Source organism: Sutcliffiella horikoshii (assembly GCF_044809035.1).
Taxonomy (GTDB): Bacteria; Bacillota; Bacilli; order Bacillales; family Bacillaceae_I; genus Sutcliffiella_A; species Sutcliffiella_A horikoshii_G.
In genome coordinates this window covers 1358148-1380358 of the sequence record NZ_CP085237.1, presented here as the reverse complement: position 1 = coordinate 1380358, position 22211 = coordinate 1358148, and the positions used below count along the sequence as shown (strand labels likewise).

Here is a 22211-nt window from a genome sequence, read left to right as displayed (position 1 = left end):
TGTTACTATGGATAAGATTGACGGTTATAAAGGAGTCTACACGAATGAAATCTGCTGTTTGGAAAGAACGAACCATACATATAAAATCAGTGGCAAGAGAAATGTATCAGGAGGTGTATGACGCCGGAGTGAAGGGCAACCTCACTTGCAAAATTTGTGGTGAGAGCGTCAAGCTCTATTTAGGTCTAAGGAAAGAACCTCATTTTTTTCATATAGATGCATCAATCGCTCATGAAGAAGAAGTAGAAGTGCAAAAAACAAAAACAGCGGTTTCCAAACCACAAGAATATGTGGAGCGTAATGGATTTCGCTACCCAAAATCCAGAACGGTGATTGTGGAGAAAGAAGTTCCAGTAGAAACATGGACACAACCAAAACCGCTAACTCATCTTCCTATCTTTATTAAAGAACATACGAAAAGCCATTTGAATATAAGTGGGTTTTTCCATAAATTACAGGAAAAAAATATTTTTCTTGACCCTGCTCAGCAAGAAGCCGTTTCGTCCGTGAAAGGGCCATTACTTGTACTGGCAGGTGCAGGTAGCGGGAAAACAAGGGTATTGATTACACGCGTCGCCTATATGGTGAAAGAAGAAAAGATCGATCCTAGATCCATCATGCTGATTACTTTTACAGCCAAGGCGGCCAATGAAATGAAAGAACGTCTCCGTCTTTATGAGACACAAGGTTCTAGATTGTTTGCTGCCCTTCTTTCCGGTACGTTCCACAGCATTTTCTACAGAATGCTTCAACATCATCACCCACAGCGGTGGAACGGTGACAATTTGTTAAAGTGGGATTGGCAAAAGGAACAATTTTTAAAACAGGCCGGTCGGAAGCTTGGATTGGATGAAAAGGATTTTCCCTTTGATCAGGCCATTCAGCAGATTGGCTATTGGAAGAATAATATGCAGACACCAAAAGACATTAAACCTACTAACAAGCTAGAAGTGCAGTTTCAGAGTTTATATCAGGACTATGAGGACTGGAAGCGGGAGAAAAATGTATTTGATTTTGATGATATGCTGCTTGGTTGTTATGAACTGTTAGTGGAAAATCCAGCTTTACTCGCGAAATACCAGGAAAGGTTTCAATATTTTCTCATTGATGAGTTTCAGGATATCAATAAGGTTCAATATGAAACAATGAAACTACTGGCCAAAAGCGGAAATATCTGTGCTGTCGGAGATGATGATCAGTCCATCTATGCGTTTCGAGGGAGCAGTCCCGATTATATTTTGAACTTTCACAGAGACTACCCTGCTACAAAAATCGTCACCCTTTCTGAAAACTACCGGTCCACTCATACAATCGTTGCGGCAGCCAATCAAGTGATTGATAAAAATAAAAACCGCAGAGTGAAAAAAATGGTCGCACAACGTGATAACAAGCAATTTCCTGTGCTCTTTTTCCCTTATGATGAGGAGGAGGAAGCCACCATTATCGTGCAGGATATGAAGGAACAAATTGAACTTGGGGCCACTCCTAATGACTTTGCTGTTCTTTACCGGACCCATAGTGCTGCAAGGGCAATCTTTGAGAGGCTCTCCCAATCCGGCCTTCCATTCAAGCTTGATCAAGATTATGAAAGTTTCTATAAAAGGAGAATCGTCAAAGGAATTCTCGGTTTCTTGAGATTGAGCCGCGACTCTAATGATGTACAGGCACTATCAGATATTTTTCCAGCCCTGTTCCTTAAACAATCAAACCTCCAAGATGCCAAAGCCATCAGTATTCTCGAAGATTGCAGTTTGGTAAAATCATTGAGTAAATTGACCAATGTACAACCGTTTCAAGCAAAAAAAATTAAACGAATCATTCCTTTATTTAAAACACTTGCCAACGTCTCCCCCTCTGTTGCCCTCGAGATGATCGAAAAAGACATGGGGTTTGATGATTACATTAAAAAGCGTGGAAATGAAGGGAACGCCCTTGAGAAAGGATCCGATGATATTCGTGATTTAAAGGTGGTTGCCCGCAAGTTCAAAACCATTGCTGAATTCCTCGACCATGTAGAAGATATGATTGCCAAGACGGATGAGATGAAAAGACTCAGCAAGCAATACTCAAATGCCATCCACCTCTCCACCATCCATCGCTCGAAAGGACTGGAGTATACCAATGTTTATGTTCTTAGCGCCGTTGATGGCAGTATCCCACATGACTTTGCACTCGAATCCTACCGAAACGGTGAATTACAGGCATTAGAAGAAGAACGCAGGCTTTTGTATGTGGCAATGACAAGAGCCAAAGAAACCCTTCAACTCTCCGTTCCCATGAATCGACGTGGAAAAAAGGCATATATGACTAGATTTATCAAAGGTATTCTCTAACGGAAAGCGCAAATCCTTCTTTGTTTTATGGATTGCGCTTTTTTAATTTGTCAACAGAAAGCCGTTAAAAAAACTTTATTTTTGGAATAGTAAAAAATCACGTTTTAACCTCTTCCATCTGGGTATGTACCCTTTATAGATGAGTTGAAAGGGGTATAATCTTTTGAAAGCATTGGATCCGCACCATAACTGTTCTATTACCCAACTGTCCGATGAATCCCTCGAGTTTGCATATGAAAATGCAAAAGCAGAAAATTTAGATCACTATTTCATTCAACTACTGGAAGCCGAATTAATGAAACGAAAAGAAGGTTGCATGTCCTGAAATTGCTCCCTTTCCACACAAAAAAATGATACTATTTAGAGTATATAGATAACTTTTTTTGAAAAGGGGTTGTATCATGACCAATGTCACCCACGAAGAGCAAGATTTACATTATAACTTTCACAGAAAGACAGCCGTAAACTTATTTAATGAAGTATGGGATCTGATGGAGAAGCTTGACCGGACTCCTGAAGAAGAATTCCTGATGATACATAAAGCACATACCTCCCGCTACCACTGGGGCGAAATCGGCGACCCTGTCAATTTCTCTCGAGGCGAGTGGCAAATTTCAAGAGTTTATGCCGTTTTACGACGCCCAGAACCTTGCCTTGTTCATGCTATAAGAAACCTTGATATCGTATTAGAACATGACATCAAAGACTTTGACCGCGCCTTTGCTTACGAAGCCTTAGCTCGAGCTTACAGCTTGACCGGAGATGATATTGCAAAAGAGAAATACCTTACCCTGGCAAAAGAAGCCTCCACACAAATTAACAAAGTCGCCGACCGAAATGTCGTCCTGCAGGATCTAGAGACGATAGAGTAGGATTTTCAAACTCAGGTGCATTTATAAAAAAACCATAGCTGATGATTGGAGCGAAAGGCTGAGACTCCGGCGGGAGGTAGCGGTAGACTTGAGACCCCGCAGCGCAGCGAGGAGGCTCAAGCTCCGCCCCGTGGAAAGCGAAGTCTGGCGCGGAGATCATCAGCGGTGTTCAACGCAACAAAAAACATCTGCCCATCCACAAATTCATGTGGAAGGCAGATGTTTTTTTCACTTCTTCTTCTCATTCAACATCTTGGAAATAGTCCCCATATCAACAGGCTTATTCCCATTAATCAATGTATTAACAATCTTATCTTCCAATTCCTTAGGTACCTTCTTATTCGCCAATGTTGCTACACGAGACACCAGATTACGCACAGTCTGCTCGTCTTTGAAATTCGCATTCTGCATAGAATTAGCAAGCTCAAATACGTCCTTCATGCTTACGCCCGTCTTTTTCTCAATGCCTTTAAAAATATTATTATCCACCAAACATCCTCCTCTCGGATATATCACATTGTATGTGAGAGAGCCTATCGTTGTGCCACTAATAATTGATCACTCACGTCTGCGGTGGTGGACAAAACAGAAAAGCACGGGGAGAGTTCCCGCACTTTCCTTATTTCCACTATTTATTAATAGAATTTAGATGCACCAACGATGATCAAAAGAATGAATAGAACAACGATTAGCACAAATGTACCGCCTTGGTTTCCACAACCGTAGCCGTAGCCAGCGCCACCTACGCCATAAGGATAGCCTCCATAGTAACCCATAATCTCGCACCTCCTTAATGAAGATTCCCTATTACTATATGTACGTTTCAAAAAACGGTATGGGCGCATTTACAGGCAATGTGCGGTTTAAGGATATTTTTTAGAAAAACGGGGATCTGGGGGTCAGGTTGGGATGGAGATTGATGGACTTTTGTCCCGTTGGACATTTCCCAGGTGAACTTCTACATTTCCCGGCATACTTCTACCACTTTAACCTGCAACTTCTACCAGTAAAACGCTACCTTCTACCACAAAAAGCAAACCTTCTACAACATTCCCCACAAACAAAAAACGAAGGGGACCCCTACCTCTCTCCCACTTCGCAATAATAAATTTACTCTTCTTCATCCTCAAAATCCGGACCAACAGTCGTTGCTTTCCCTTCCATCCACCGCTCCAAAATCCCAATGTATTTTTTCATCTTTGCTTCTAGCTGCTGTACATGCACAAATCCCTCATCTGCTGATTGAATATTTATTTTCGCCTGTTTTCCGGCCTCCTCAATTCCTTCATCAATCTTCCATCGTTTAAAAAGAAACTTTAAATGCTCATCTCCAAAATCAAATTCGCTCATCACACTTCACCTCAAGCTATTATATGAACGAAAAAAGGGCCGGTAGCTTAACCCTTCAATAATGGGCGCAGCTTCCGGCTTAGCTCATCCAGACTAGAATTAGCACGTTGATAAAATGCTCTGTTTACCGATGAGCTCACAGTTACACTAAGAAACGAAAAATCTGAAGAACATTTATCAAGTGTCACAAGTGTTAACATTTTTTCTTTCAGCGGCGCGTCTTTTATTTGGTCATTATATAAATCCACACTCATTTCTCCCCAAGCATTTACTTGAGCAAGAAAGACACTATCCAAGAGGACATTCCTTTTTTCGAGTTCCGCATCCAGCCAGGCCCGGTTTAACCCTATTTGAGCAAGGGGCTCATCTAAGATCTCCCCGTCCATGATCACTGTTTGAGGTTCTTTTTGATTAGGAATGTCAGGATGGAGATCTCCATATGTGGCAGGTTGCTTGCTCTTTTTTAAGAGCACACTCAGCTCACCGTTTGATTCAAGTGTGGCAAACTCGATATCTTCTACTGAAAAAATATCTTTCTTACGAAGCTGCTCGAGAAACTCATCTATCGTGTACTTTTCTTTCTTCAAATTTCCTTCCAAAATCTTACCCTCTCGTACAAAGACGGTTGAGTTACCCTCCACAAAATCTCGGAATCCTTTATATCGAAGGGAAATTTGTGAAGTCACCAGCGGAAAAAGGGACCAAATCAAAATACTTGTGATACCGTTCTCCAAATCCAGTTCCCGATCCATCGACAATGTCCCGGCAATGTCACCCACCGTGATGCCAACGATATATTCAAAAAAAGACAGCTTTGACAGCTGCTTTTTTCCTAAAAGCTTTGTAATCAAAAACAACCCAATAATAATCGCAAATGACCTAATAGCAACCTCTATCCACTGCGGCACCAGAAACACCTCCTTGAGGGGTCAGACCCCTCTGCGCTACGTTAAAGCACTAAACCACCAACCATTTCAACTCCACACCAATCTTTGCTACATTTGTTTTAATTTTTGATCGATGTTGGCAAGGAGGTCGTCAATTTTCATCATCGATTCGTGGTAGGTGTTTTGGGCCACTGGGTCACTTGCCTCCATCGCATAAACGTGAAGATTGTTCCGAATCATCTTGAGACTTGCCCGGTTATAAGTTAGCATCATTTTTTCATCCATCTAAAAGGCCTTCCCCCTTACCCTTTCGGTTTAAATAGCAATGCACCGATAAAACCGAACACGATAGCTGCCGAAATACCGGAACTCGTCACTTCAAACATCCCTGTCAACACACCAACAAGCCCGTGTTTTTCAGCCTCTTCCAAAGCACCATGCACCAAAGAATTCCCAAAGCTTGTAATGGGAACCGTTGCACCTGCTCCCGCAAAGGCAATCAACGGTTCATAAAGTCCCAAACCGTCTAATATGGCACCAGCAACCACCAACGTACTCAACGTGTGTGCCGGGGTTAACTTAAATACATCAAACATAATTTGTCCAATCACACATATAAGCCCTCCCACAACAAACGCCCAAAAGAAAGATAACAACATCAGCTGACACCCCCCATCCCCATCTCGATGGACACTGCATGAGCGATACAAGGGATAGATTCCTTCTGCTGAAAAGAAACCGGAGATAACAATGCGCCTGTAGCTACGAGCAAAATCCGCTTGTATGTCCCTTTTTTCATCTCATTTAATAAGTGTCCATACAACACCACAGCCGAACAACCAGCACCACTTCCCCCGGCAAGTACCGGCTGTCCCTCATCATAAATCATCAAGCCACAATCCTGATACTGCTCTTCTTTTATCTGCAACCCTTTTTCCTTCAACAGCTCAAGAGAAACCTCCCTGCCAATCTGTCCGAGGTCACCTGTTGCAATCAAATCATAGTAAGATGGGTCCCTTCCTGTATCTTTAAAATGCGCCTCAATCGTATCCACGGCAGCTGGAGCCATTGCACCTCCCATATTAAACGGATCAGATAGCCCCATGTTAATCACTTTACCGATGGTAGCAGAGGTAACTTGCGGCCCCGAGCCAACACTGCTCACAAGCCCCACACCAGCTCCTGTAACCGTCCACTGCGCCGTAGGAGGCTTCTGACCGCCATATTCTGTTGGATAACGGAACTGCTTCTCCACGGCCGCGTTATGGCTTGAAGCACCTGTTAAGCAGTATTTAGCACCGCCATAGTTCACGAGAAAGCTAGCCAGCGCCAATCCTTCCATAGAAGTAGAGCACGCCCCGAACACACCAAGATATGGAACCTCCAATGCTTCAGCAGCAAAGTTGGATGGCGTCATCTGATTGATTAAATCGCCTGCCAGTAGAAACTGCACATCAGACATTGCCAATCCCGCCTTCGTCAGAGCCGTCTCACATGCTTGCTCCAACAACACACGGTGCGCTTTTTCATAGCTTTCCTGCTCTAACCATAAATCTTTATGCAACAAATCAAAATCATTAGCTAGCAGACCATTCGCCTCAAAAGGGCCTCCAATGGCAGCACTTGAGGTGATAACCGGCTTATTGGCAAAAATCCACGATTGTTTTCCCTGCAGCATCAGAACCCTCCTAACGAGACGACAATAGTCTTCACCAGCGCGACCACAAAGGCCGAGAATACACCGAACAAAATAACCGATCCTGCGAGTTTGAACATATTAGATCCTACTCCAAGCACGTAACCTTCTGTTTTATGTTCAATGCAAGCAGAAATGACTGCGTTCCCGAACCCTGTTACAGGCACCGCACTTCCCGCTCCGCCAAATTGCGCAATCCGGTCATACACACCAAAACCTGTTAGCAACATGGCAATGAATATCATCGTCGCTACGGTAGGATTTCCTGCTGTCACTTCTGTAAAATTAAAAAAGTATATGTACATCAGTTGAATGGCCTGGCCAACAATACAAAAGAGGCCACCGACCAAAAAGGCAATGATGCAGTTCTTCCAAACCGGTCTCTTCAACTCGATGGTTTGTTCCAACTTTTGATAGGCTTTCTGCTCTGGGGAAAGTTGTTTATCCTTTTTACTCATCAAACGGCACCTCCTATGCTTTTTCTTCTCGCAGCATTTTCATCTTCTCAATTCGCTTTTCCAGTTCTTTTTCCGACATGCCCTTCTGTTCCACATCTCTTCTAAGTCTTTCGATTTCAAGTCGGATTTTCAGGTCATGGGACACAACCACATTTTCATCAGGAAACTCTTTTTCCAGTGCTTTTTTCACTTTCTTTTCAATCTTCTCCGTGAAAAACTTTTGATACTGTGTGACATGGAATGCGACCACCAATTCATCTTCCGTGTCATAAGCAATAGCGCCTTTTACTTCTTTAAAATCCTTGGCGATCTTTTCTGCACGTTGTTCCTTGTCGGATTTCTCCTTCTGCTCACTAGAGGTTCTCATAACAGTATCCTTGACCCTCTCCTTGACTTCACCTTGCCCGCATGCACCTAACAGGCCAACAGACACCACCAACATACATACAAACGGCTTTAACTTCATTTCTTCACCTCATTTTGCTTCCATACTCTATCTCTTAATATCCATATCTACATTCAAAATTATGTATAGAAAATTCCACTTTAAAAGGCCCTCCATTTGGAGAGCCCCGTTTAATCAATAATTCTTGCCACGATACTTTCTAGAATTCCTGCAATTCCGGCCGCAGCAAAAATGATCAGCACCGGCTTTCCTGCAAATGGATAAAACGACACTAAGAGGAATAAACCGGTTGTAACCCATACCCCGGTACACCAATAACAACTGAGCAGATCCCCTATCCAACGTCTGAGCCCTTTACCTTTTATGATGATATATTCCTCAAGTTCCCCTTGATCATTCTTCTCCTCGACTTCTTCCATAAAAGGCCTCCGGATAAAACCCGCAATCTTATCCAGTACAATCAGCCTTGTGACACGGAAACTGGCAAGTCCAAGCAAAAGAAACCAAAACCAGCCTTCAAGCAAAAAAATTCCCCCTTTCATATTGATGATATGTATGAAAAAGGGAAATAGTAGTAATGAAATTAATCTTCTTGAATAACTTTTGCTTTTTTCCCGCAGCCACAACCGGAGGATTTCTTCTTCTTGTTTGATGAAGAGGATTTATTACTTGAAGAAATAACTTTCACCTGACCAGCTGTAGGTTTGTTGTGGTCTGAATAATGATAGTAGTTCATATGCAACCTCCAATTTGTTCGTAGTATAAGATACTTTATCTTATGCGTTTTCGACAAAAAGGTTTTCCGCATCTATCATTACTCGTATAGGCTTATGTGTTTTTTTTCACATTATTATAGAACCAAGATTGCAAGCGCGGATCATGCTCTGGAACTTTTGGAGCTGGTTTCTTTTTTTCTAGACTGGAAACCTTGGTGGACTCGTGAATCACCTGTTCCCCTTTTTTCTCCAGCTCCTTTACGCACTCATTGAGTTTCTTCAAATCCTCTGATAAAAGAGAATTCTCATCATGGAGCGTTTTGACTTCCTCTTTCAACTCTGCCACCATTTTGCGGTAGGACTGATTTTCCGCTTCCAACTGATCGTTGATATCCGCTATTCTTTCATAGCCCTCGTGAGCCTGATTGGAGCTTTCAATCTTGACGAGCAGGCTTTTGACTGTTTCCTTTACCATTTCGTATTCTTTCTCAAGGTCCAAATTAATCGTACTTTGCTTCTCCAGCTTCCTCTTTAAATCATCAAGTTCTTGAGTTATTGACTCATTTTCTTCCATTGCTTTTAAGTGTGCAGTACGTTCTGCTTCACATTGTTGCTTTAATTGAAAGACCTCGTTGCTGATGGTCATCAATTTTCCTTGGTGATCCTCCTTTTGTTTTGCAAGCTCTCCTTTATATTGTGCGATTTCCTTTTCAAGCTTCGTAACGTTTTCGATTTCCTCTTCCTCCAATTTGGCGAGTTTTTCCGTTAACTGTCGTATGTTCTCTTCGTATTCGTCTTTCTGTTTTTCTATATTTTTCAAGAGAGACTTACTATTAAGCCTTTCTACGTCTGCAGTGAGGCGCTTAACTTCTGCACCTAAATGAATGATTTTCTGTTGTAAGATGATTTTATCATCGCTTTTAAAGCTTTTCATGCTTATCCCTCCCAAAAACTCTCCCTTTTAAAAGTAATTCCATTAGCTCGGGAAATATGACAATCTGATGCAAAAATAAAATTTGGGTCATTGTCTCGGCACACTTACCCTCCAAATTCATACTATACAGTAGTCCCGTAACCCAAATGGGTATTAAATGAATAGGAGGAGTTTTTAGTGAGTCATAAAGAAACTGAAAGAGTCTGCATTAAGGCTCGTAAAGTTTACGACTGGGTAACTCGTCAAGTGCAGGTTTCCCCTAAAAGTATATGTAACTCTGAGTTAGAAGGTATTTTTGCATGCGATTGGGATCATGATGATGATGCAAACATTGCAGACCTATTATGTGAAATAGATCCAAAGGTTGGTCCTTTAGCAGTTGAGTGTTACCTATCTGATGATCACGGTCGTAAAATTGATGTCATGGCAGCACACCACCACCGCCATCACAAAGGCTTTATCTGCAAGGAAATCGAGCAACCAGGTGGACGTCAAACAGTAGACGTAGAATTACCAGATGGAACAGAAATCGAATTACAACGCGTCAAAGTTCTTATCAAAGGATTCGTAACCGTTGTATTAGTAGATGAAAAAGGTCGTGTGAGATGCTGCTCCAAAGCACTACCTTTCGCGACAGTTCAAACATTCCTGCTATGTGCTCCAGACGGCACAGAGCTAGACTGCCATGTAACATACTTTGAGTGCGACTCTAACCTAATCGCAACAGACGAATTCTCTCAACTAGATGTAACACTTGCATTATGCTTGGATATCCAAATGGAAGCAGATGTTAAACTAGAAGTTGAAGCAAAAATCTGCCGTCCGCGTGAGGAAATTATCGAAGGCCTAATCTGCCCTCCAAAACAATTTCCAGAACAGTGCCCAGAAATCTTCCCAGCACATAGACGCCACAGATAACTTTCACATACAAGTTAAACACTTTTTAGAACAGCCAAGAGGATCGGAACACCATCCGATACTTTTTGGCTGTTTTATTGTGTTCATAAGGAAGATTGTCCGGTACATAAGATGGTGTAAACATACTTGTGAGGAGTGTTGAATGGTGGATCCAAACAGCGAGTTGTTCCGGGCCAAACAACAAGTGATTTATTATAGAGCGGAAATTGCACAGTGTAAAAATAAGATTAGAGAGTTGGAGAGACTGGTAGAAAAGGAAGTTGTGAGGAACAAGTATCTTCAGGCTAAGATACGGGAGTTGAATGGAGAGAAGATTGCTGGATATTTGGAAGAAATACAGAGTCTGCGTATGCGGGTGATGGAGTTGGAGGTGGAGGTGGAGGAAGAAAGGTTAGTTAAGAAAGATTTACAGGTATCATCTTTACATTCAAGTAAAGATAAAAAGGAGAATTCACTAGACTTTTATAGTTTATTTAACTATTCATTTTTCCTCTCGCCAAGTGATAGTTCTATTATAGATATCTTCGGTGATTTTATAGTAATGAATACAGGTGAAATAAAAATGACAGATGTATTGGTCTGTTTAAAAGTGACCCCTATTCAAAACGTTACTTTATCTGGAAAGATTTCTAATCCTAAGTTAATACAACAAAACAATGCTAAGCAAGCAGATATTGATTGGATTTATGCAACAGAGGATTGGAGAGAAATGATAAAAAATAAAGGAGAGTATTGGATTAAATCTATTAAAAAGAGTGAGTTACGATCGTATGAAAAATTGGTGTTTAGTGGGTTTGGAGTTACAGTAAACAATATGGAAGGTGGAGGAAAAATAAAGGTGGAGGGTACTGTTTTTAGTAAGGGAATTATTAAAGGAATAGAGAGCAAAAATAAGATTCTGATTCATTTATAATAAATCAACCGAGAATCAAAACTCAAGGCATAAAATAGAAAAGAGGCTGGGACAAAATTCAGTATATTAAACTAAATAGGCCCCGGGGAACAATTTTTGTTCCCCGGGGCCTATTCTTATATTTTTATGTTTTTTAATGTTTTAGAAGAAATTAAGGAAAACCTCTGATAAAATGAAAGTTCTTACACAATAACCATCGGAGGTATCCTTATGTTTAAAAATTATAACATGAATCAAGTAGTTTTGCCGCTAGATTTGGAAATCAAACTTCATAAAAATGATATTGCTTACGCAGTACATATTTAGTTTAACAGATACCAGAAGAGGCCTTCGACCAATTTATACAAACTACCGGATGTTCTACCTATCATCCACGCATGATGATGAAAGTTATCTTATGTGCTTACACTCAATCTGTTTTTTCCGGACGAAAAATTGAAGCACTTCTGAAAGACAGTGTGCGTATGATGTTGCTAGCTCAGGGATATGAACCAAGTTATAGTTACATTAACCGTTTCTTTGTCCATCAGTGTTTTGTGCAATTTCTTTGTCATCTTGTTCATGAAGGTCAGATTGATAAGTTGCTATTCATTGTTGGAACAAAGGTGGAAGCCAGTGCAAAAAAGTTTACATTTGATTGGCGTAAATCAGTGGAAAAATACCATGCAAGCCTCATTGAGAAGTCTACCGAATTGTACGAAGAACTAGCAGAAAAGCTTAAGAAAGTTCACTGCCATCGCAAGTTTATCAACGTGAGTACATACTCAAAAAGGTTCTGATCAGCAAAATAGCCGATAAGAACCTTTTTTGATTAATTTTAGCTAGTTTTGTCCAACCTCTTCTAACTTTTAATCTCCAGTTGGGAAATTAATTGTTCTAGGAGTTTCATTCGGATCGCAACGATGCTCATTTACATCACGAACACAGTCATGGTCATAAGGGTCTACTAGAGTAGGGCGTGTTGCTGTAATCGTGGTTCGCAAGATAGCTTTAAATAAAAGTAGATTAAGAACAAGGTTACCGTTTTCAATTTGGATTAATTCCTGATCAAGAGTTGCTTCTACAACATAAGGAGTTTCCGTTACTGTATCTCCCGGGCAAACTCCAGGACAGTCTGTATGTTCTTGGAAATATATACGAATTGGCAGACTTAATAATGGCACTGCACTTCCAAGTATTCTTACCTCAAGAAATGCTGGCACAAACCCTAAATTAATGATTTTGTCCTTGACCACTGTTATTTCGCTTTCAATTTCATTAAAAACAGGTCTTACCCTTACACTGACTAAACCAGCTAGAATTTCTTCAACTGCAACTGTTATACCGAATAGAGTGTTTAGAAGACCAGCAAGCGCTGCAGGAGTAATTCCACCTACACCTGTTGCACCAAGTGGTCCAATAGCAAACGGGAGTGCGAATTCTGCCGTCTTTTGTACTGACTTAGAACAAATTACCTTATTAACTAAAATAGCTTCGTCTTTACGTTTAGGTTTGTCGCAACAAATGTCTTTCTCATGTTTACAATGATCCTTTTCACTCCATTTTTTCTTTTTTTCATAATAAAAACTCATATCTTCTTCCTCCTTGGAATATTAAATTTTGTTGGTATTTCATACCTCTCGCTTATAGTATATTGTGGTCAATAGGGGTTGTATCAGCTATTGTCCATGGGCGATGGTACATTTTAGTAGGGAAAGTGAATACGGGCTAATAGTTTAGGTGAAAGTCCTGGACGTTGTCATATCAAGTTTTATAGGTACTTTCATTACTACCAATAACCCAAATAAAACTATTAAGAAAACCTTCTATCAATTAAAAGTAACATTTCCACGTTTTCTTTTTCTTTTCTTGTTTTTTGTTTCTTTTTTCGATTAATTCTTCTGATACCAGTTTCTTTTGACCCATCACACGTACAGCTTTCATCTTCCTTCTCACTCCTTTCTTCTTGTCTATTTACAAATTATTCAGCTTGGTGTTAAAACGTTTGTACTAGTTAGCCTTAAAAGAAAAAAGGGCACTTGTACATGGACACATTATTTAAAGTTGAATAGATTAGTAAATGAGTCAAGATGCCAATTTTACAATAAAAGGAGGCTTTATAATGGGAGTACTATATGTCGAGAGGTCTAATCATGAAGGTGGTTGCGGCTGTTTCAGATGTTCCACCAGAAGACCTTCTCCAGATAGGAGTTGCAATCCAAACTCAACGATCCGAGAACTTGAGGAAAGAATTGAGATTTTAGAAGAGTTAGTTGCACGCAATGCACAATTGATTGCTGAGAATAGAAGGTTGATTACTCAATTACAGAATGGCGACGACGTTCCGCCAGTAGTAAGGGAATTTTTCATTGAAAATGAGGGTGAGGTTGTCACAGTAGCTACTACGTTTGGAACGGTAACTGGGACTGTACTGACAGCAGGTACGGATGCAGCCGAAATACTTACAGCTGAGGGAGACATCCTCATTATTCCATATAGAAGCGTAGAAACCATCTAATAAGAATGGAGGAATCAGTGTGAATTTTTCGCAAATACTTGCTCAGTATATAAATAGAGCAGTTGAAGTTTACCTTCCGAACCAAACGCCGTTCGGTCGTTTACGTTCGGTTGGTAGTGAGTCGTTTGTGGTAGAAGTGCAAAACGGGTCCTATGTCACTCCGACCGAACTCGTAACCATTTTAATCGACAATGTACAAGGTGTTCGAGTAATTAATGAACTAAACTTATAACAACCAACAAGGAGACGATAAACAAAGCTATCGTCTCCTTTTATATAGATAATTCCTCTTTAACCCACTCTCTCCACTTCTCGAACATATCCTTTTGTCCTGCCGTCACACTTCCTCTTCGTAACCTTCTATGATATAAGAGTTCATCCAAGTGTACTACCTTTCCATGTTTACTAACTGCGCACAGAATATAAACATCCTCATACAACCTGCCTTGGTAAATATCGTTTGTATGCCACCCTCCAACCTTCCGTAGTGTATCTACTCGATATATCCGCGGTGCAAGAGGATATGCATTCTCTAAATAACTTTTCACGTTGAAATCCGACATGCCTTTCACAATTTTAGAAAGTGTGAGCTCTTTACTCCGGTAATGTTCTCTCCACTCGGCATAATTCCCATAATACGCAACGCCATTTTCTACGAGCTCATTTAGAATTTCTAATGTCTTCTTTGGCAACCAATCATCAGAATCAAGCTCTACCAACCATCTACCTTTTGCTGCTTGCAATGCGATATTCAAACAAGTTGACTTTCCCTGATTTACGACCAAAGAAAGGATATGAACATTTGGTTTTTCCTTAAATGGTTCAAGTATTTTTGCCGTATCATCCGTTGATCCATCATTAACGATAATCAACTCCCAAATAGACCTTGTCTGGTCCATCACGCTTTCTATTGCCTTTGACAAATATTCTGCATCATTATATGTGCAGATCACCACACTGAATTTCGGGTTCAATGTGTACCCCACCTCTCCCCTATACATACAATATAAAGATTATGTTCATTTATGAACTTGTAGACGTTGGAAAAGAGGGATGACATTGGACATTATTATTTTTCCGCCTACCATTGATTGGACTTTCATGAAGCAACGTCCACAACAATTGATGACACAGTTTGCTTCAAAAGGATATTTGGTTTTTTACTGTAATAAAACCCAAAAGGATTGTGACATGGAACAACTCTCTTCTAATCTTTATCTTGTTCATAATCACGATCAATGGGTAACCGAAATACTTCCCCTTTTTAGATACAAAAAGAAGGGCCGTGTTGGTGTATGGTGTTCATGGTCCAAACTAGCGGATACCTTAGATGTATATGAATCAGATTGGATCATCTACGACTGTGTAGATGACTTTGCGATTGCATTGCAATATGAAAAAGCGATGGTAGCTAAAGCCGATGCCATTACATGCACAGCCGACCGCATTTATGACCGGTTAAAGAAGATGTATCCTGATAAATTGATTAAACTTGTTCCCAATGCCTATGACGAAAGCATGGGACTTCATTTAAAAAATAATTTTGCGGAGAACAATAACAAGATTATCGGCTATATCGGAGCATGGGCACCATGGGTCGATGAAGTGTTGATACGTAAGCTTGCATATGCAGTACCAACGAGCAATATTGTAATAATAGGGATTGAATTCGATAAGAAATTCCGTTTGCATGATGTCCCTAATATCACGTATTTAGGACATCTTCCACACAGCGAATTAGCAGCACACCTTCAAACATTTTCCGTCTGCCTCATTCCTTTTAAGATTAACTCTATAACACTGGCAACAAATCCCGTGAAAATGTATGAATACCTTGCCACTGGTAAACCAGTCGTGTCCAGTAACATACCAGAGTGTAGAAAGTATGAAGAAGTTATTTCCATCGGTACCAGTCACTTGGACTTCATTGCAAAAGTAAAAAGTCTTTTAAAGGAGCCAGGTGATTCCGGCCCTCGTCGACAGATTGCGTTATCCAACACTTGGGATCACCGATGCAATAGCATTCTTTCATTAATAGAAAGCATTCTAAATAAAAGCAATGGAGAGGACGACCAGGTGTTATGAAAATAGCCGTCATAGTGGGAACGAGGCCAGAGTTGATAAAAATGGCCGTCTTGATCAAGGAACTAAAAAAGCGAGACCCTAACCATCTCTTCATTCATTCTGGCCAGCATTACGATTATTTTATGGATGGCATGGTGATGGAGTTGTTTAAACTCCCAACACCAGACCATCATTTGGGCGTGGGGTCTGGTTCCCATAGTGAAACAACCGCTAAAATCATGGTACAGATGGAAGAACTTATTATAAAACAGAACATTAATCTTGTTGTCGTGCATGGGGATACAAACACCACACTTGCTGCAAGTCTTGCTGCCTGTAAAACAAATGCAAAAATTGCGCATGTGGAAGCTGGATTAAGGAGCTATGACAGGTCCATGCCGGAGGAAACCAATAGAGTTATCGTGGACCACCTTTCTTACTACCTTTTCTGTCCTACCGAAGGCTCGGTGGAAAATTTAAAAAAGGAAGGCATAAACACGGGCATCCATCTTGTGGGTCAGTCTATTGTCGATGCGGTTACTTATATTTCAAATGGTGTTCCTCCAAGCATTTTGGATAAACATTCGTTGAAATCAAAATCCTATTTATTTGCTACGTGTCACCGCCAGGAAAATACAGATAACAGTAAGCGTTTAAACGGGATAATGGAGGCCCTGCAACAATTAGCAACTCAAACATCCCTTAAAGTTGTCTTGGCGCTACACCCTAGAACAAAGAAAATACTTATCAAGAATAATTTGTTAGGGCATTTGAAAAATCATCCAAACATTCTCGTGTTAGATCCCCCACCAAATTTTCATGAAACTATCCATCTGCAACAACATGCCAAAATTGTGCTAACAGATAGTGGCGGGTTGCAAGAAGAATCTTGCATTCTAGGAACACCATGCATCACGCTTCGTGATAATACGGAACGCCCTGAAACAGTTGAATGTGGAGCCAATACACTTGCAGGTTTTGACTCTTTTAAAATAATTCAGTCAGTGGAGACCATATTAAACACTCCAGCAGTTTGGAATCACCCATACGGATCTGCTGGAATCAGCGCAAACATCATCGACATCATGACAGGAGGATCAACGTGAAACTATTCATCCATGGCTTTTACGGAGCTGGAAATGCAGGAGATGACGCCATCCTTGAGGCAATGATTGAAACGATAAAAGAAATAAACGACACTTTTGAGATTGTAGTAAGCATCCGATCCAAGAATATCCCTGCCTATTACGGGAAAGAATCCATTCACTATGTGCTGGGATCAGACATTCCAAGTGTAAGCAAAGAACTTGAAACTTGCTCTCTTTTGCTTGTTGGCGGCGGAGGTCTTTTTCAGGATTATAACTCGTTTGATCCCGCCAATCTCTTTACAAATCAACGAGGGGCAATCAATTACTACACATACCCAATCATCCTTGCGAAAATGATGGCTAAACGTGTCATGTTTTACGGAATCGGGGTTGGCCCGCTTGACCAACCAGCCTCCAGAATAGCGATGAAATGGATCGGTGAATTGGCAGATGACATAACCGTCAGAGATATGGAGTCTTTCCAACTACTAAAAGAAGTCGGCATCACAAAACAATTGCTAACAGCAGATCCTGTAACGCGTCTTGATTCTACTTATGCTTCAGCAGCGGAAGTTATAAAAAACAACAAACTGCTGAAAATCGGCGTTAACCTTCGCAACTGGACATACGCAGAACATGACGCAAAGGTATTTCAACAACGGTTGATCCGTTATCTTCGAATGTTGTCTAAAACTTTACCTATTACCTATTATGTAATGCCCTTTAACAAGCTCCCCTCAGAAGTTGTGAAAGCAGAACAAATCGCCAAGAAGCTTGGAGATGCAGAAGTGCTCCCCTATAGTTCGTCACCAAAGGAATATAAATACCTTTGTCAACAGCTCGATCTCATGATTGCCATGCGTCTTCATGCAAATATTTTTTGCATCTATGAAGGAGTCCCGAGTGTGGGAATATCTTACGACGGGAAAGTAGAACAATTCTTTCAAGAGCTACATTTAACTGACTATTGCCATTCCCTATCCAACTTTGCTTTCTCTCCAATGAAGCAGATTATCCAAGACATTTTAAACCAACCTAATCATCATAAAAAAGTTATTCAGGATAAACTCACTATCCTTAAGGAACGTGAAAAGATGAATAAAGAGACCCTTATAAAAGCAATTGAGTTGAGTAAACATGACTGATACTGTGTTGAAAATTGTCTTTATTGGTAGATATACAGAAGGAAGAACCGGCATAGTAAAAAGTATATATTTAGGATTAGAGGAACATGGACATGAGTTATTAGAAATTAATCTCTCACAACGTCCTTCTTTAATCTATAACCCTCATAAAAACTTTGGTGGACACGGACCTGTCTACGTGAAATGGGAATTAATAAAAGAGGAAATCATCGCGTTTGAGCCAGATGTTATTTTATTCTGCGCCGGCGGACTGACATTCGAGAAGCCTGTACTTGATGAGCTGAAAAAATATTGTTCTATTATCGGCTTCACCTTAAGTGATCCAGACGTATTCCCAACCGTCCAATCCTTCGTAGGAGAATTTGATCACCACACAACAAATTCTCCTCTCGCTATAGAGATGTACAAGAATGCGGGGATCCACAACACCCATTATATGCCTTTTGCAATTGATTCGAGGTTTTTCACCCCCCACAGACCTATCTTTAAGTATAAATCTGATGTTTCCATTATTGGACACTTTCGTCCCAACCGATTAGAAACAGCTAAAGCGCTTCAAGAAAACTTCCGTTGTAAAATATTTGGAAGAGGATGGCCCATCCCGTCCATGGGGCCAGTTTATGATGATGAATGGTTCAAAGCCATGTACTCCACAAAAATGGTCGTCAATTTTCCTCTGACAGGTGCTGGATACACCAATGTAAAAGTGGGGATTTTTGAAGCCGCTGCAACGGGAAGACTTATCTTTACGGAGTATTTTGAGGAGATGGAACACTTTTTCGAGTACGGAAAAGAAATAATCGCATACTCTGATCAGGCAGATCTAATGAAGAAAATCCGATACTTCCTACAACACACTGATGAAGCAGAAGCAATTGGGCTCGCAGGACAAAAAAAATGTGCGGACAATCACACGTGGAAACATCGGTTAGAGACTTTCTTCAAAGAAGTGCGACTCAAAACCCCTGAAAAAAAATGGCCACCAATATAAAAAAAGGTCCTTTACAGAGCTTGCTGCTGTAAAGGACTTCTTTCTTCATTTGATGTTCTAGTAGCTATTCTTCTGAATCCGAAAAGTCATCTGCATTTGCTTCGCTATATTCCACGGCTATATTTACCTCTTTTGCCTCACCATTCTTGACTGCTTGCAACACGGCCTTTAACGCCTCTTCCGCACTAAGCTCCGGCGAAAGTGTGAACCCTTTATTAAAGGCAACTTTTAAATTAGCATGCTGCACTTCAATGGACATCTTTTACTCACTCCCTTAAAGAATTAGCATCATATATTTAGCATATGCTTGCATAACCAGGCTCATGAGTGAATTAGCAAAGGTCGTTCAATTGGAGTTTCTTAGTTCCACCAGCACATCCCTCATCTTTTCTAACTCTACTTGTTTAACCGTTATCGTTTCTTCCAGCATTTTTTCATATATTTTCAAAATTAATTGTCCGTACTGTGTTCCTGGTACGGCCCAACGCCCGTTTAAATCAATCCAACCAGGGGCAATGCCTCTTGTGACAAGGTCAAAACGCGGATCTACTTTAGGATAGGTACTGGGTAGCGGTTCGCGATTTGCATAAGCATACAAGTGCTGAATATGAGCAAGTACCCCTTCTTCAGGTGTCGCAAACGTGGCCCCTCTCACTTCTCCACCTGTCGCACCGATACCTGCGTAGTTGTTCTGGGCTGGTTTGACAATTCCCGTGAAACGGAAGTAATTGGTTTCATGAATTGCCTGTGCGAAAGCAACATCCCCTCTGATGTTATATGCTTCTCCAAGTTCAAAATAGTACTCTCCAAGCAAAGGTGCTTTCGGATTGATCGCTTTGACAAAGGTATCAAGCTCTTCTGCTTTAAGGGCTGATGTACCTTCAATAGAAAGTACGGTCGACTTTGGAGCGTTTGGTGGTGTTGGTGGTATCGTTGGTGTTGGATTAACTGGAGGAATTGGAGCTTGTGACATAGTGGTTTCCGCTAGGATGAATGCCTCTACTCCTAATCTTTTGATTTGTTCCACAAATTTTTCAGCATTATCTCGTTCTTTAAATGCACCCGCTTGCACACGAAAATATGGAGCACCGTTTAATGTGGTAGTGGCAACGAATGCACTAATTCCTTTTTCCTGTAGAAAGGTAAGTCTAGCGTCCGCATTTTTCTTATCTTTAAATGAACCCGCAATTACTTTATACAAATTAGTGGTCACCTTCCTTGGCAGGGCCAAAGCTTTGGCAAGACCTTCCCCGATAGCAGCCGACACATCCTCTTTAAACGATTCATGCTGGATGAGCGCTCTATCCTCGGTGCTATCTAGAAACAGAATTTCCAACAGAACAGATGGCATCGACGTCTCTCTTAAGACATGGAAGTTCGCCGCTTTGACTCCTCTATCTCTTCTATTGTATTTACCTGTGACCACATTAATGACTTCTCTATGAAGGATTTCCTGAAAAGTCTTAGCATTACTAGAGAAAGCGTTGGTTCCATTGTAACGATAGCTTTCGAAGCCTGTTCCTCCACCGGCATTATGATGAATGGAACAGAAGTAATCGGCTTTAACAGAGTTTGCGAGATTGGATCTAGCCTCAAGACTGACCGTCGTGTCCCCCTCCCTTGTCATCATCACCTTCGCTTCGTATTCTTTCTCCAAATATGTTCTCACCCGTTTGGCAATATCTAAATTCACTACTTTTTCTTGGAGCCTCTGAAACACAGCCCCCGGATCCTGTCCACCATGACCAGGGTCTAACACTATCAATTTCATCTGGTGATTCCCTCCTTTTGCTATAGAATATGCTAGATTCGGGAGGGGGATTGGGTGAATGAGGAGATCGCAGTCTTTTTTTAATAGAATAATCAGAAGAATTGAACCAGAGGCAAATCTATCAACTTAAGTATGAAATCAACTCCGCTGGGCTACAGCCAGTCCTAATTTATTTCAGAACAAAATGTCAGAAATATTTGTCCTGACATCTTTACTTTTTCCTTTTCCTAGCTTGCTCGATAGTATTAACTAAATTTAAATACTCTTCATATATGCCGATATCAAACCGCTCACCGTCAACCACTTTTCCAAAACAATCTTCTTTTGATAACAGATCTTTGATTGCATCAGTTAGCTGCAGCTCTCCTCCTGCGGGTTGTTGTTTATCATCCAATATGGAAAGAATCTCAGGAGTAAAAACATATCTGCCAATCACCGCATAATTGGAAGGCGCATTCTTACTTGGTTTTTCTACTATATCCTCCAATTTAAATAAACCTTTTCCTTCTACCTTGCCACTTATCACACCGTAGTTCTTCAATTTCGACTCTTCCACTTCTTTTATTCCAATGACTGTTTTTCCATATTTATTGAACTGGTTTATAAGTTGTTTTAAAGCAGGTTCCTTTTCTGAAATCATAATATCATCCGGCAAAAGTACGGCAAATGGCTCATCCCCAATAAATGACTTACCGACTCTTATTGCATCTCCCAAACCTTTTGCATATGGTTGACGGATATAATGAATCGGGACTGAAGGTATGGGGACAATTTCAATTAGATGATGTTTGTTTTCCCTTTCCAGAAAGGCTTCAAGCTCTAAGGAATCATCAAAGTAATCAACAATCATGTTTTTCTTTCTTGATACAATCATCAATATTTGTTCAATCCCTGATTCGATTGCTTCTTCCACTACATAGTGAATTGCAGGCTTTAAACCTATCGGGAACATTTCTTTAGGGAGTACCTTTGTGATGGGTAAGCCCCGTGTCCCGTAGCCTGCTGCTGGAATTATCGCTTTTTTCACCACACTAAACCCCTCAATTCCTGTCTTTTTTTTATCGTATTCATTATTAATAAACCAGAATGTTGTCTTATGGAAAAAGGGCGTTATACTCAGTTTCCTTAATTTCTTTTGGGCGGTGTATTCGTCACACTCCCCCTTTGTCCAG

Annotated in this window: 28 protein-coding genes and 1 pseudogene; 12 read left to right on the top strand and 17 right to left on the bottom strand. The window is 40.7% G+C overall.

Annotation, left to right across the window (positions count from 1 at the left end):
- The first annotated feature begins 44 nt into the window (after window positions 1–44).
- From LG307_RS07290 to LG307_RS07280, 3 genes are all read left to right on the top strand, one after another.
- Window positions 45–2333, top strand: a complete 2289-nt coding sequence (locus LG307_RS07290) for an ATP-dependent helicase (RefSeq protein WP_404449390.1) — start codon at window positions 45–47, stop codon at window positions 2331–2333.
- A 163-nt stretch (window positions 2334–2496) separates the two neighbouring features.
- Window positions 2497–2658 (top strand): sporulation histidine kinase inhibitor Sda, encoded by a 162-nt coding sequence (gene sda / locus LG307_RS07285; protein ID WP_404449388.1) that lies wholly within the window; start codon window positions 2497–2499, stop codon window positions 2656–2658.
- A 76-nt stretch (window positions 2659–2734) separates the two neighbouring features.
- Complete coding sequence (locus LG307_RS07280; protein WP_404449387.1) at window positions 2735–3205, top strand: hypothetical protein; 471 nt, start codon at window positions 2735–2737, stop codon at window positions 3203–3205.
- Between the two features lie 228 nt (window positions 3206–3433).
- Here LG307_RS07280 and LG307_RS07275 read toward each other — a convergent pair whose 3' ends face one another.
- The 12 genes from LG307_RS07275 to LG307_RS07220 form a co-directional block, all read right to left on the bottom strand.
- Window positions 3434–3694 carry a stage VI sporulation protein F gene (locus LG307_RS07275; RefSeq protein ID WP_010192912.1) on the bottom strand — a complete coding sequence of 87 codons (261 nt, stop codon included), beginning with the start codon at window positions 3692–3694 and terminating at the stop codon, window positions 3434–3436.
- Between the two features lie 146 nt (window positions 3695–3840).
- A complete protein-coding gene (locus LG307_RS07270; protein WP_010192910.1) occupies window positions 3841–3981 on the bottom strand; it encodes a YjcZ family sporulation protein in 141 nt (46 codons plus the stop codon).
- Between the two features lie 334 nt (window positions 3982–4315).
- A complete protein-coding gene (locus LG307_RS07265) occupies window positions 4316–4555 on the bottom strand; it encodes a hypothetical protein (protein ID WP_404449386.1) in 240 nt (79 codons plus the stop codon).
- Between the two features lie 47 nt (window positions 4556–4602).
- On the bottom strand, window positions 4603–5463 hold the full coding sequence (locus tag LG307_RS07260) for a DUF421 domain-containing protein (protein ID WP_404449385.1): 861 nt from the start codon (window positions 5461–5463) through the stop codon (window positions 4603–4605).
- Between the two features lie 87 nt (window positions 5464–5550).
- Window positions 5551–5727, bottom strand: a complete 177-nt coding sequence (locus tag LG307_RS07255) for a hypothetical protein (protein WP_404449383.1) — start codon at window positions 5725–5727, stop codon at window positions 5551–5553.
- A gap of 17 nt (window positions 5728–5744) precedes the next feature.
- Window positions 5745–6101, bottom strand: a complete 357-nt coding sequence (spoVAE, locus tag LG307_RS07250; RefSeq protein ID WP_404449382.1) for a stage V sporulation protein AE — start codon at window positions 6099–6101, stop codon at window positions 5745–5747.
- Window positions 6101–7120: a stage V sporulation protein AD gene (gene spoVAD, locus LG307_RS07245; RefSeq protein ID WP_404449381.1), complete on the bottom strand. Its 1020-nt coding sequence runs from the start codon at window positions 7118–7120 to the stop codon at window positions 6101–6103. The genes spoVAE and spoVAD overlap by 1 nt, the downstream gene beginning before the upstream one ends.
- On the bottom strand, window positions 7120–7596 hold the full coding sequence (spoVAC, locus tag LG307_RS07240) for a stage V sporulation protein AC (RefSeq protein WP_404449379.1): 477 nt from the start codon (window positions 7594–7596) through the stop codon (window positions 7120–7122). Before spoVAC ends, spoVAD begins: the two co-directional genes overlap by 1 nt.
- Before the next feature lie 13 nt (window positions 7597–7609).
- Complete coding sequence (locus tag LG307_RS07235) at window positions 7610–8062, bottom strand: YhcN/YlaJ family sporulation lipoprotein (protein WP_404449377.1); 453 nt, start codon at window positions 8060–8062, stop codon at window positions 7610–7612.
- A gap of 110 nt (window positions 8063–8172) precedes the next feature.
- Window positions 8173–8526, bottom strand: a complete 354-nt coding sequence (locus LG307_RS07230; protein WP_404449375.1) for a DUF1360 domain-containing protein — start codon at window positions 8524–8526, stop codon at window positions 8173–8175.
- 59 nt (window positions 8527–8585) lie between these two features.
- Window positions 8586–8738, bottom strand: a complete 153-nt coding sequence (locus LG307_RS07225; protein ID WP_404449374.1) for a hypothetical protein — start codon at window positions 8736–8738, stop codon at window positions 8586–8588.
- 92 nt (window positions 8739–8830) lie between these two features.
- Window positions 8831–9652: a hypothetical protein gene (locus LG307_RS07220; RefSeq protein WP_404449372.1), complete on the bottom strand. Its 822-nt coding sequence runs from the start codon at window positions 9650–9652 to the stop codon at window positions 8831–8833.
- A 177-nt stretch (window positions 9653–9829) separates the two neighbouring features.
- On the opposite strand from LG307_RS07220, the gene LG307_RS07215 reads away from it, so the two are divergent.
- The 3 genes and pseudogenes from LG307_RS07215 to LG307_RS07205 form a co-directional block, all read left to right on the top strand.
- Entirely contained in the window at window positions 9830–10570 is a 741-nt protein-coding gene (locus LG307_RS07215; RefSeq protein WP_404449371.1) for a hypothetical protein, read from the top strand.
- 142 nt (window positions 10571–10712) lie between these two features.
- The gene (locus LG307_RS07210; RefSeq protein ID WP_404449370.1) at window positions 10713–11483 is read left to right on the top strand and encodes a hypothetical protein; all 771 of its coding nucleotides are present in this window, start codon (window positions 10713–10715) and stop codon (window positions 11481–11483) included.
- A 210-nt stretch (window positions 11484–11693) separates the two neighbouring features.
- A pseudogene (locus LG307_RS07205) lies at window positions 11694–12199 on the top strand (transposase); the annotation flags it as partial.
- A gap of 132 nt (window positions 12200–12331) precedes the next feature.
- Here LG307_RS07205 and LG307_RS07200 read toward each other — a convergent pair.
- Entirely contained in the window at window positions 12332–13054 is a 723-nt protein-coding gene (locus LG307_RS07200) for a hypothetical protein (RefSeq protein ID WP_404449368.1), read from the bottom strand.
- Window positions 13055–13584: 530 nt separating this feature from the next.
- Here LG307_RS07200 and LG307_RS07195 point away from each other — a divergent pair.
- Window positions 13585–13980, top strand: a complete 396-nt coding sequence (locus LG307_RS07195; protein WP_404449366.1) for a hypothetical protein — start codon at window positions 13585–13587, stop codon at window positions 13978–13980.
- Between the two features lie 19 nt (window positions 13981–13999).
- Window positions 14000–14212, top strand: a complete 213-nt coding sequence (locus tag LG307_RS07190; RefSeq protein ID WP_404449364.1) for a hypothetical protein — start codon at window positions 14000–14002, stop codon at window positions 14210–14212.
- A gap of 40 nt (window positions 14213–14252) precedes the next feature.
- Here LG307_RS07190 and LG307_RS07185 read toward each other — a convergent pair whose 3' ends face one another.
- Entirely contained in the window at window positions 14253–14954 is a 702-nt protein-coding gene (locus LG307_RS07185) for a glycosyltransferase family 2 protein (protein WP_404449362.1), read from the bottom strand.
- 85 nt (window positions 14955–15039) lie between these two features.
- On the opposite strand from LG307_RS07185, the gene LG307_RS07180 reads away from it, so the two are divergent.
- Genes LG307_RS07180 through LG307_RS07165 form a run of 4 tightly spaced genes read left to right on the top strand, consistent with a single transcriptional unit; the run spans window position 15040 to window position 19268 of the window.
- Complete coding sequence (locus tag LG307_RS07180) at window positions 15040–16065, top strand: glycosyltransferase (protein ID WP_404449360.1); 1026 nt, start codon at window positions 15040–15042, stop codon at window positions 16063–16065.
- Window positions 16062–17150, top strand: coding sequence for a non-hydrolyzing UDP-N-acetylglucosamine 2-epimerase (wecB, locus tag LG307_RS07175; RefSeq protein ID WP_404449358.1), 1089 nt, complete (start codon window positions 16062–16064; stop codon window positions 17148–17150). Before LG307_RS07180 ends, wecB begins: the two co-directional genes overlap by 4 nt.
- Window positions 17147–18277: a polysaccharide pyruvyl transferase family protein gene (locus LG307_RS07170; RefSeq protein ID WP_404449356.1), complete on the top strand. Its 1131-nt coding sequence runs from the start codon at window positions 17147–17149 to the stop codon at window positions 18275–18277. The genes wecB and LG307_RS07170 overlap by 4 nt, the downstream gene beginning before the upstream one ends.
- Window positions 18270–19268, top strand: a complete 999-nt coding sequence (locus LG307_RS07165; RefSeq protein WP_404449354.1) for a glycosyltransferase — start codon at window positions 18270–18272, stop codon at window positions 19266–19268. The genes LG307_RS07170 and LG307_RS07165 overlap by 8 nt, the downstream gene beginning before the upstream one ends.
- Window positions 19269–19332: 64 nt before the next feature.
- Here the strand turns inward: LG307_RS07165 and LG307_RS07160 are convergent, their stop codons facing one another.
- The 3 genes from LG307_RS07160 to LG307_RS07150 all read right to left on the bottom strand — a co-directional run bounded on the left by LG307_RS07160 (window position 19333) and on the right by LG307_RS07150 (window position 22069).
- A complete protein-coding gene (locus LG307_RS07160) occupies window positions 19333–19527 on the bottom strand; it encodes a hypothetical protein (RefSeq protein ID WP_404449353.1) in 195 nt (64 codons plus the stop codon).
- Between the two features lie 87 nt (window positions 19528–19614).
- Complete coding sequence (locus LG307_RS07155; RefSeq protein WP_404449351.1) at window positions 19615–21039, bottom strand: N-acetylmuramoyl-L-alanine amidase; 1425 nt, start codon at window positions 21037–21039, stop codon at window positions 19615–19617.
- Window positions 21040–21250: 211 nt separating this feature from the next.
- Window positions 21251–22069 (bottom strand): UTP--glucose-1-phosphate uridylyltransferase, encoded by an 819-nt coding sequence (locus LG307_RS07150; protein ID WP_404449349.1) that lies wholly within the window; start codon window positions 22067–22069, stop codon window positions 21251–21253.
- Window positions 22070–22211 lie beyond the last annotated feature (142 nt).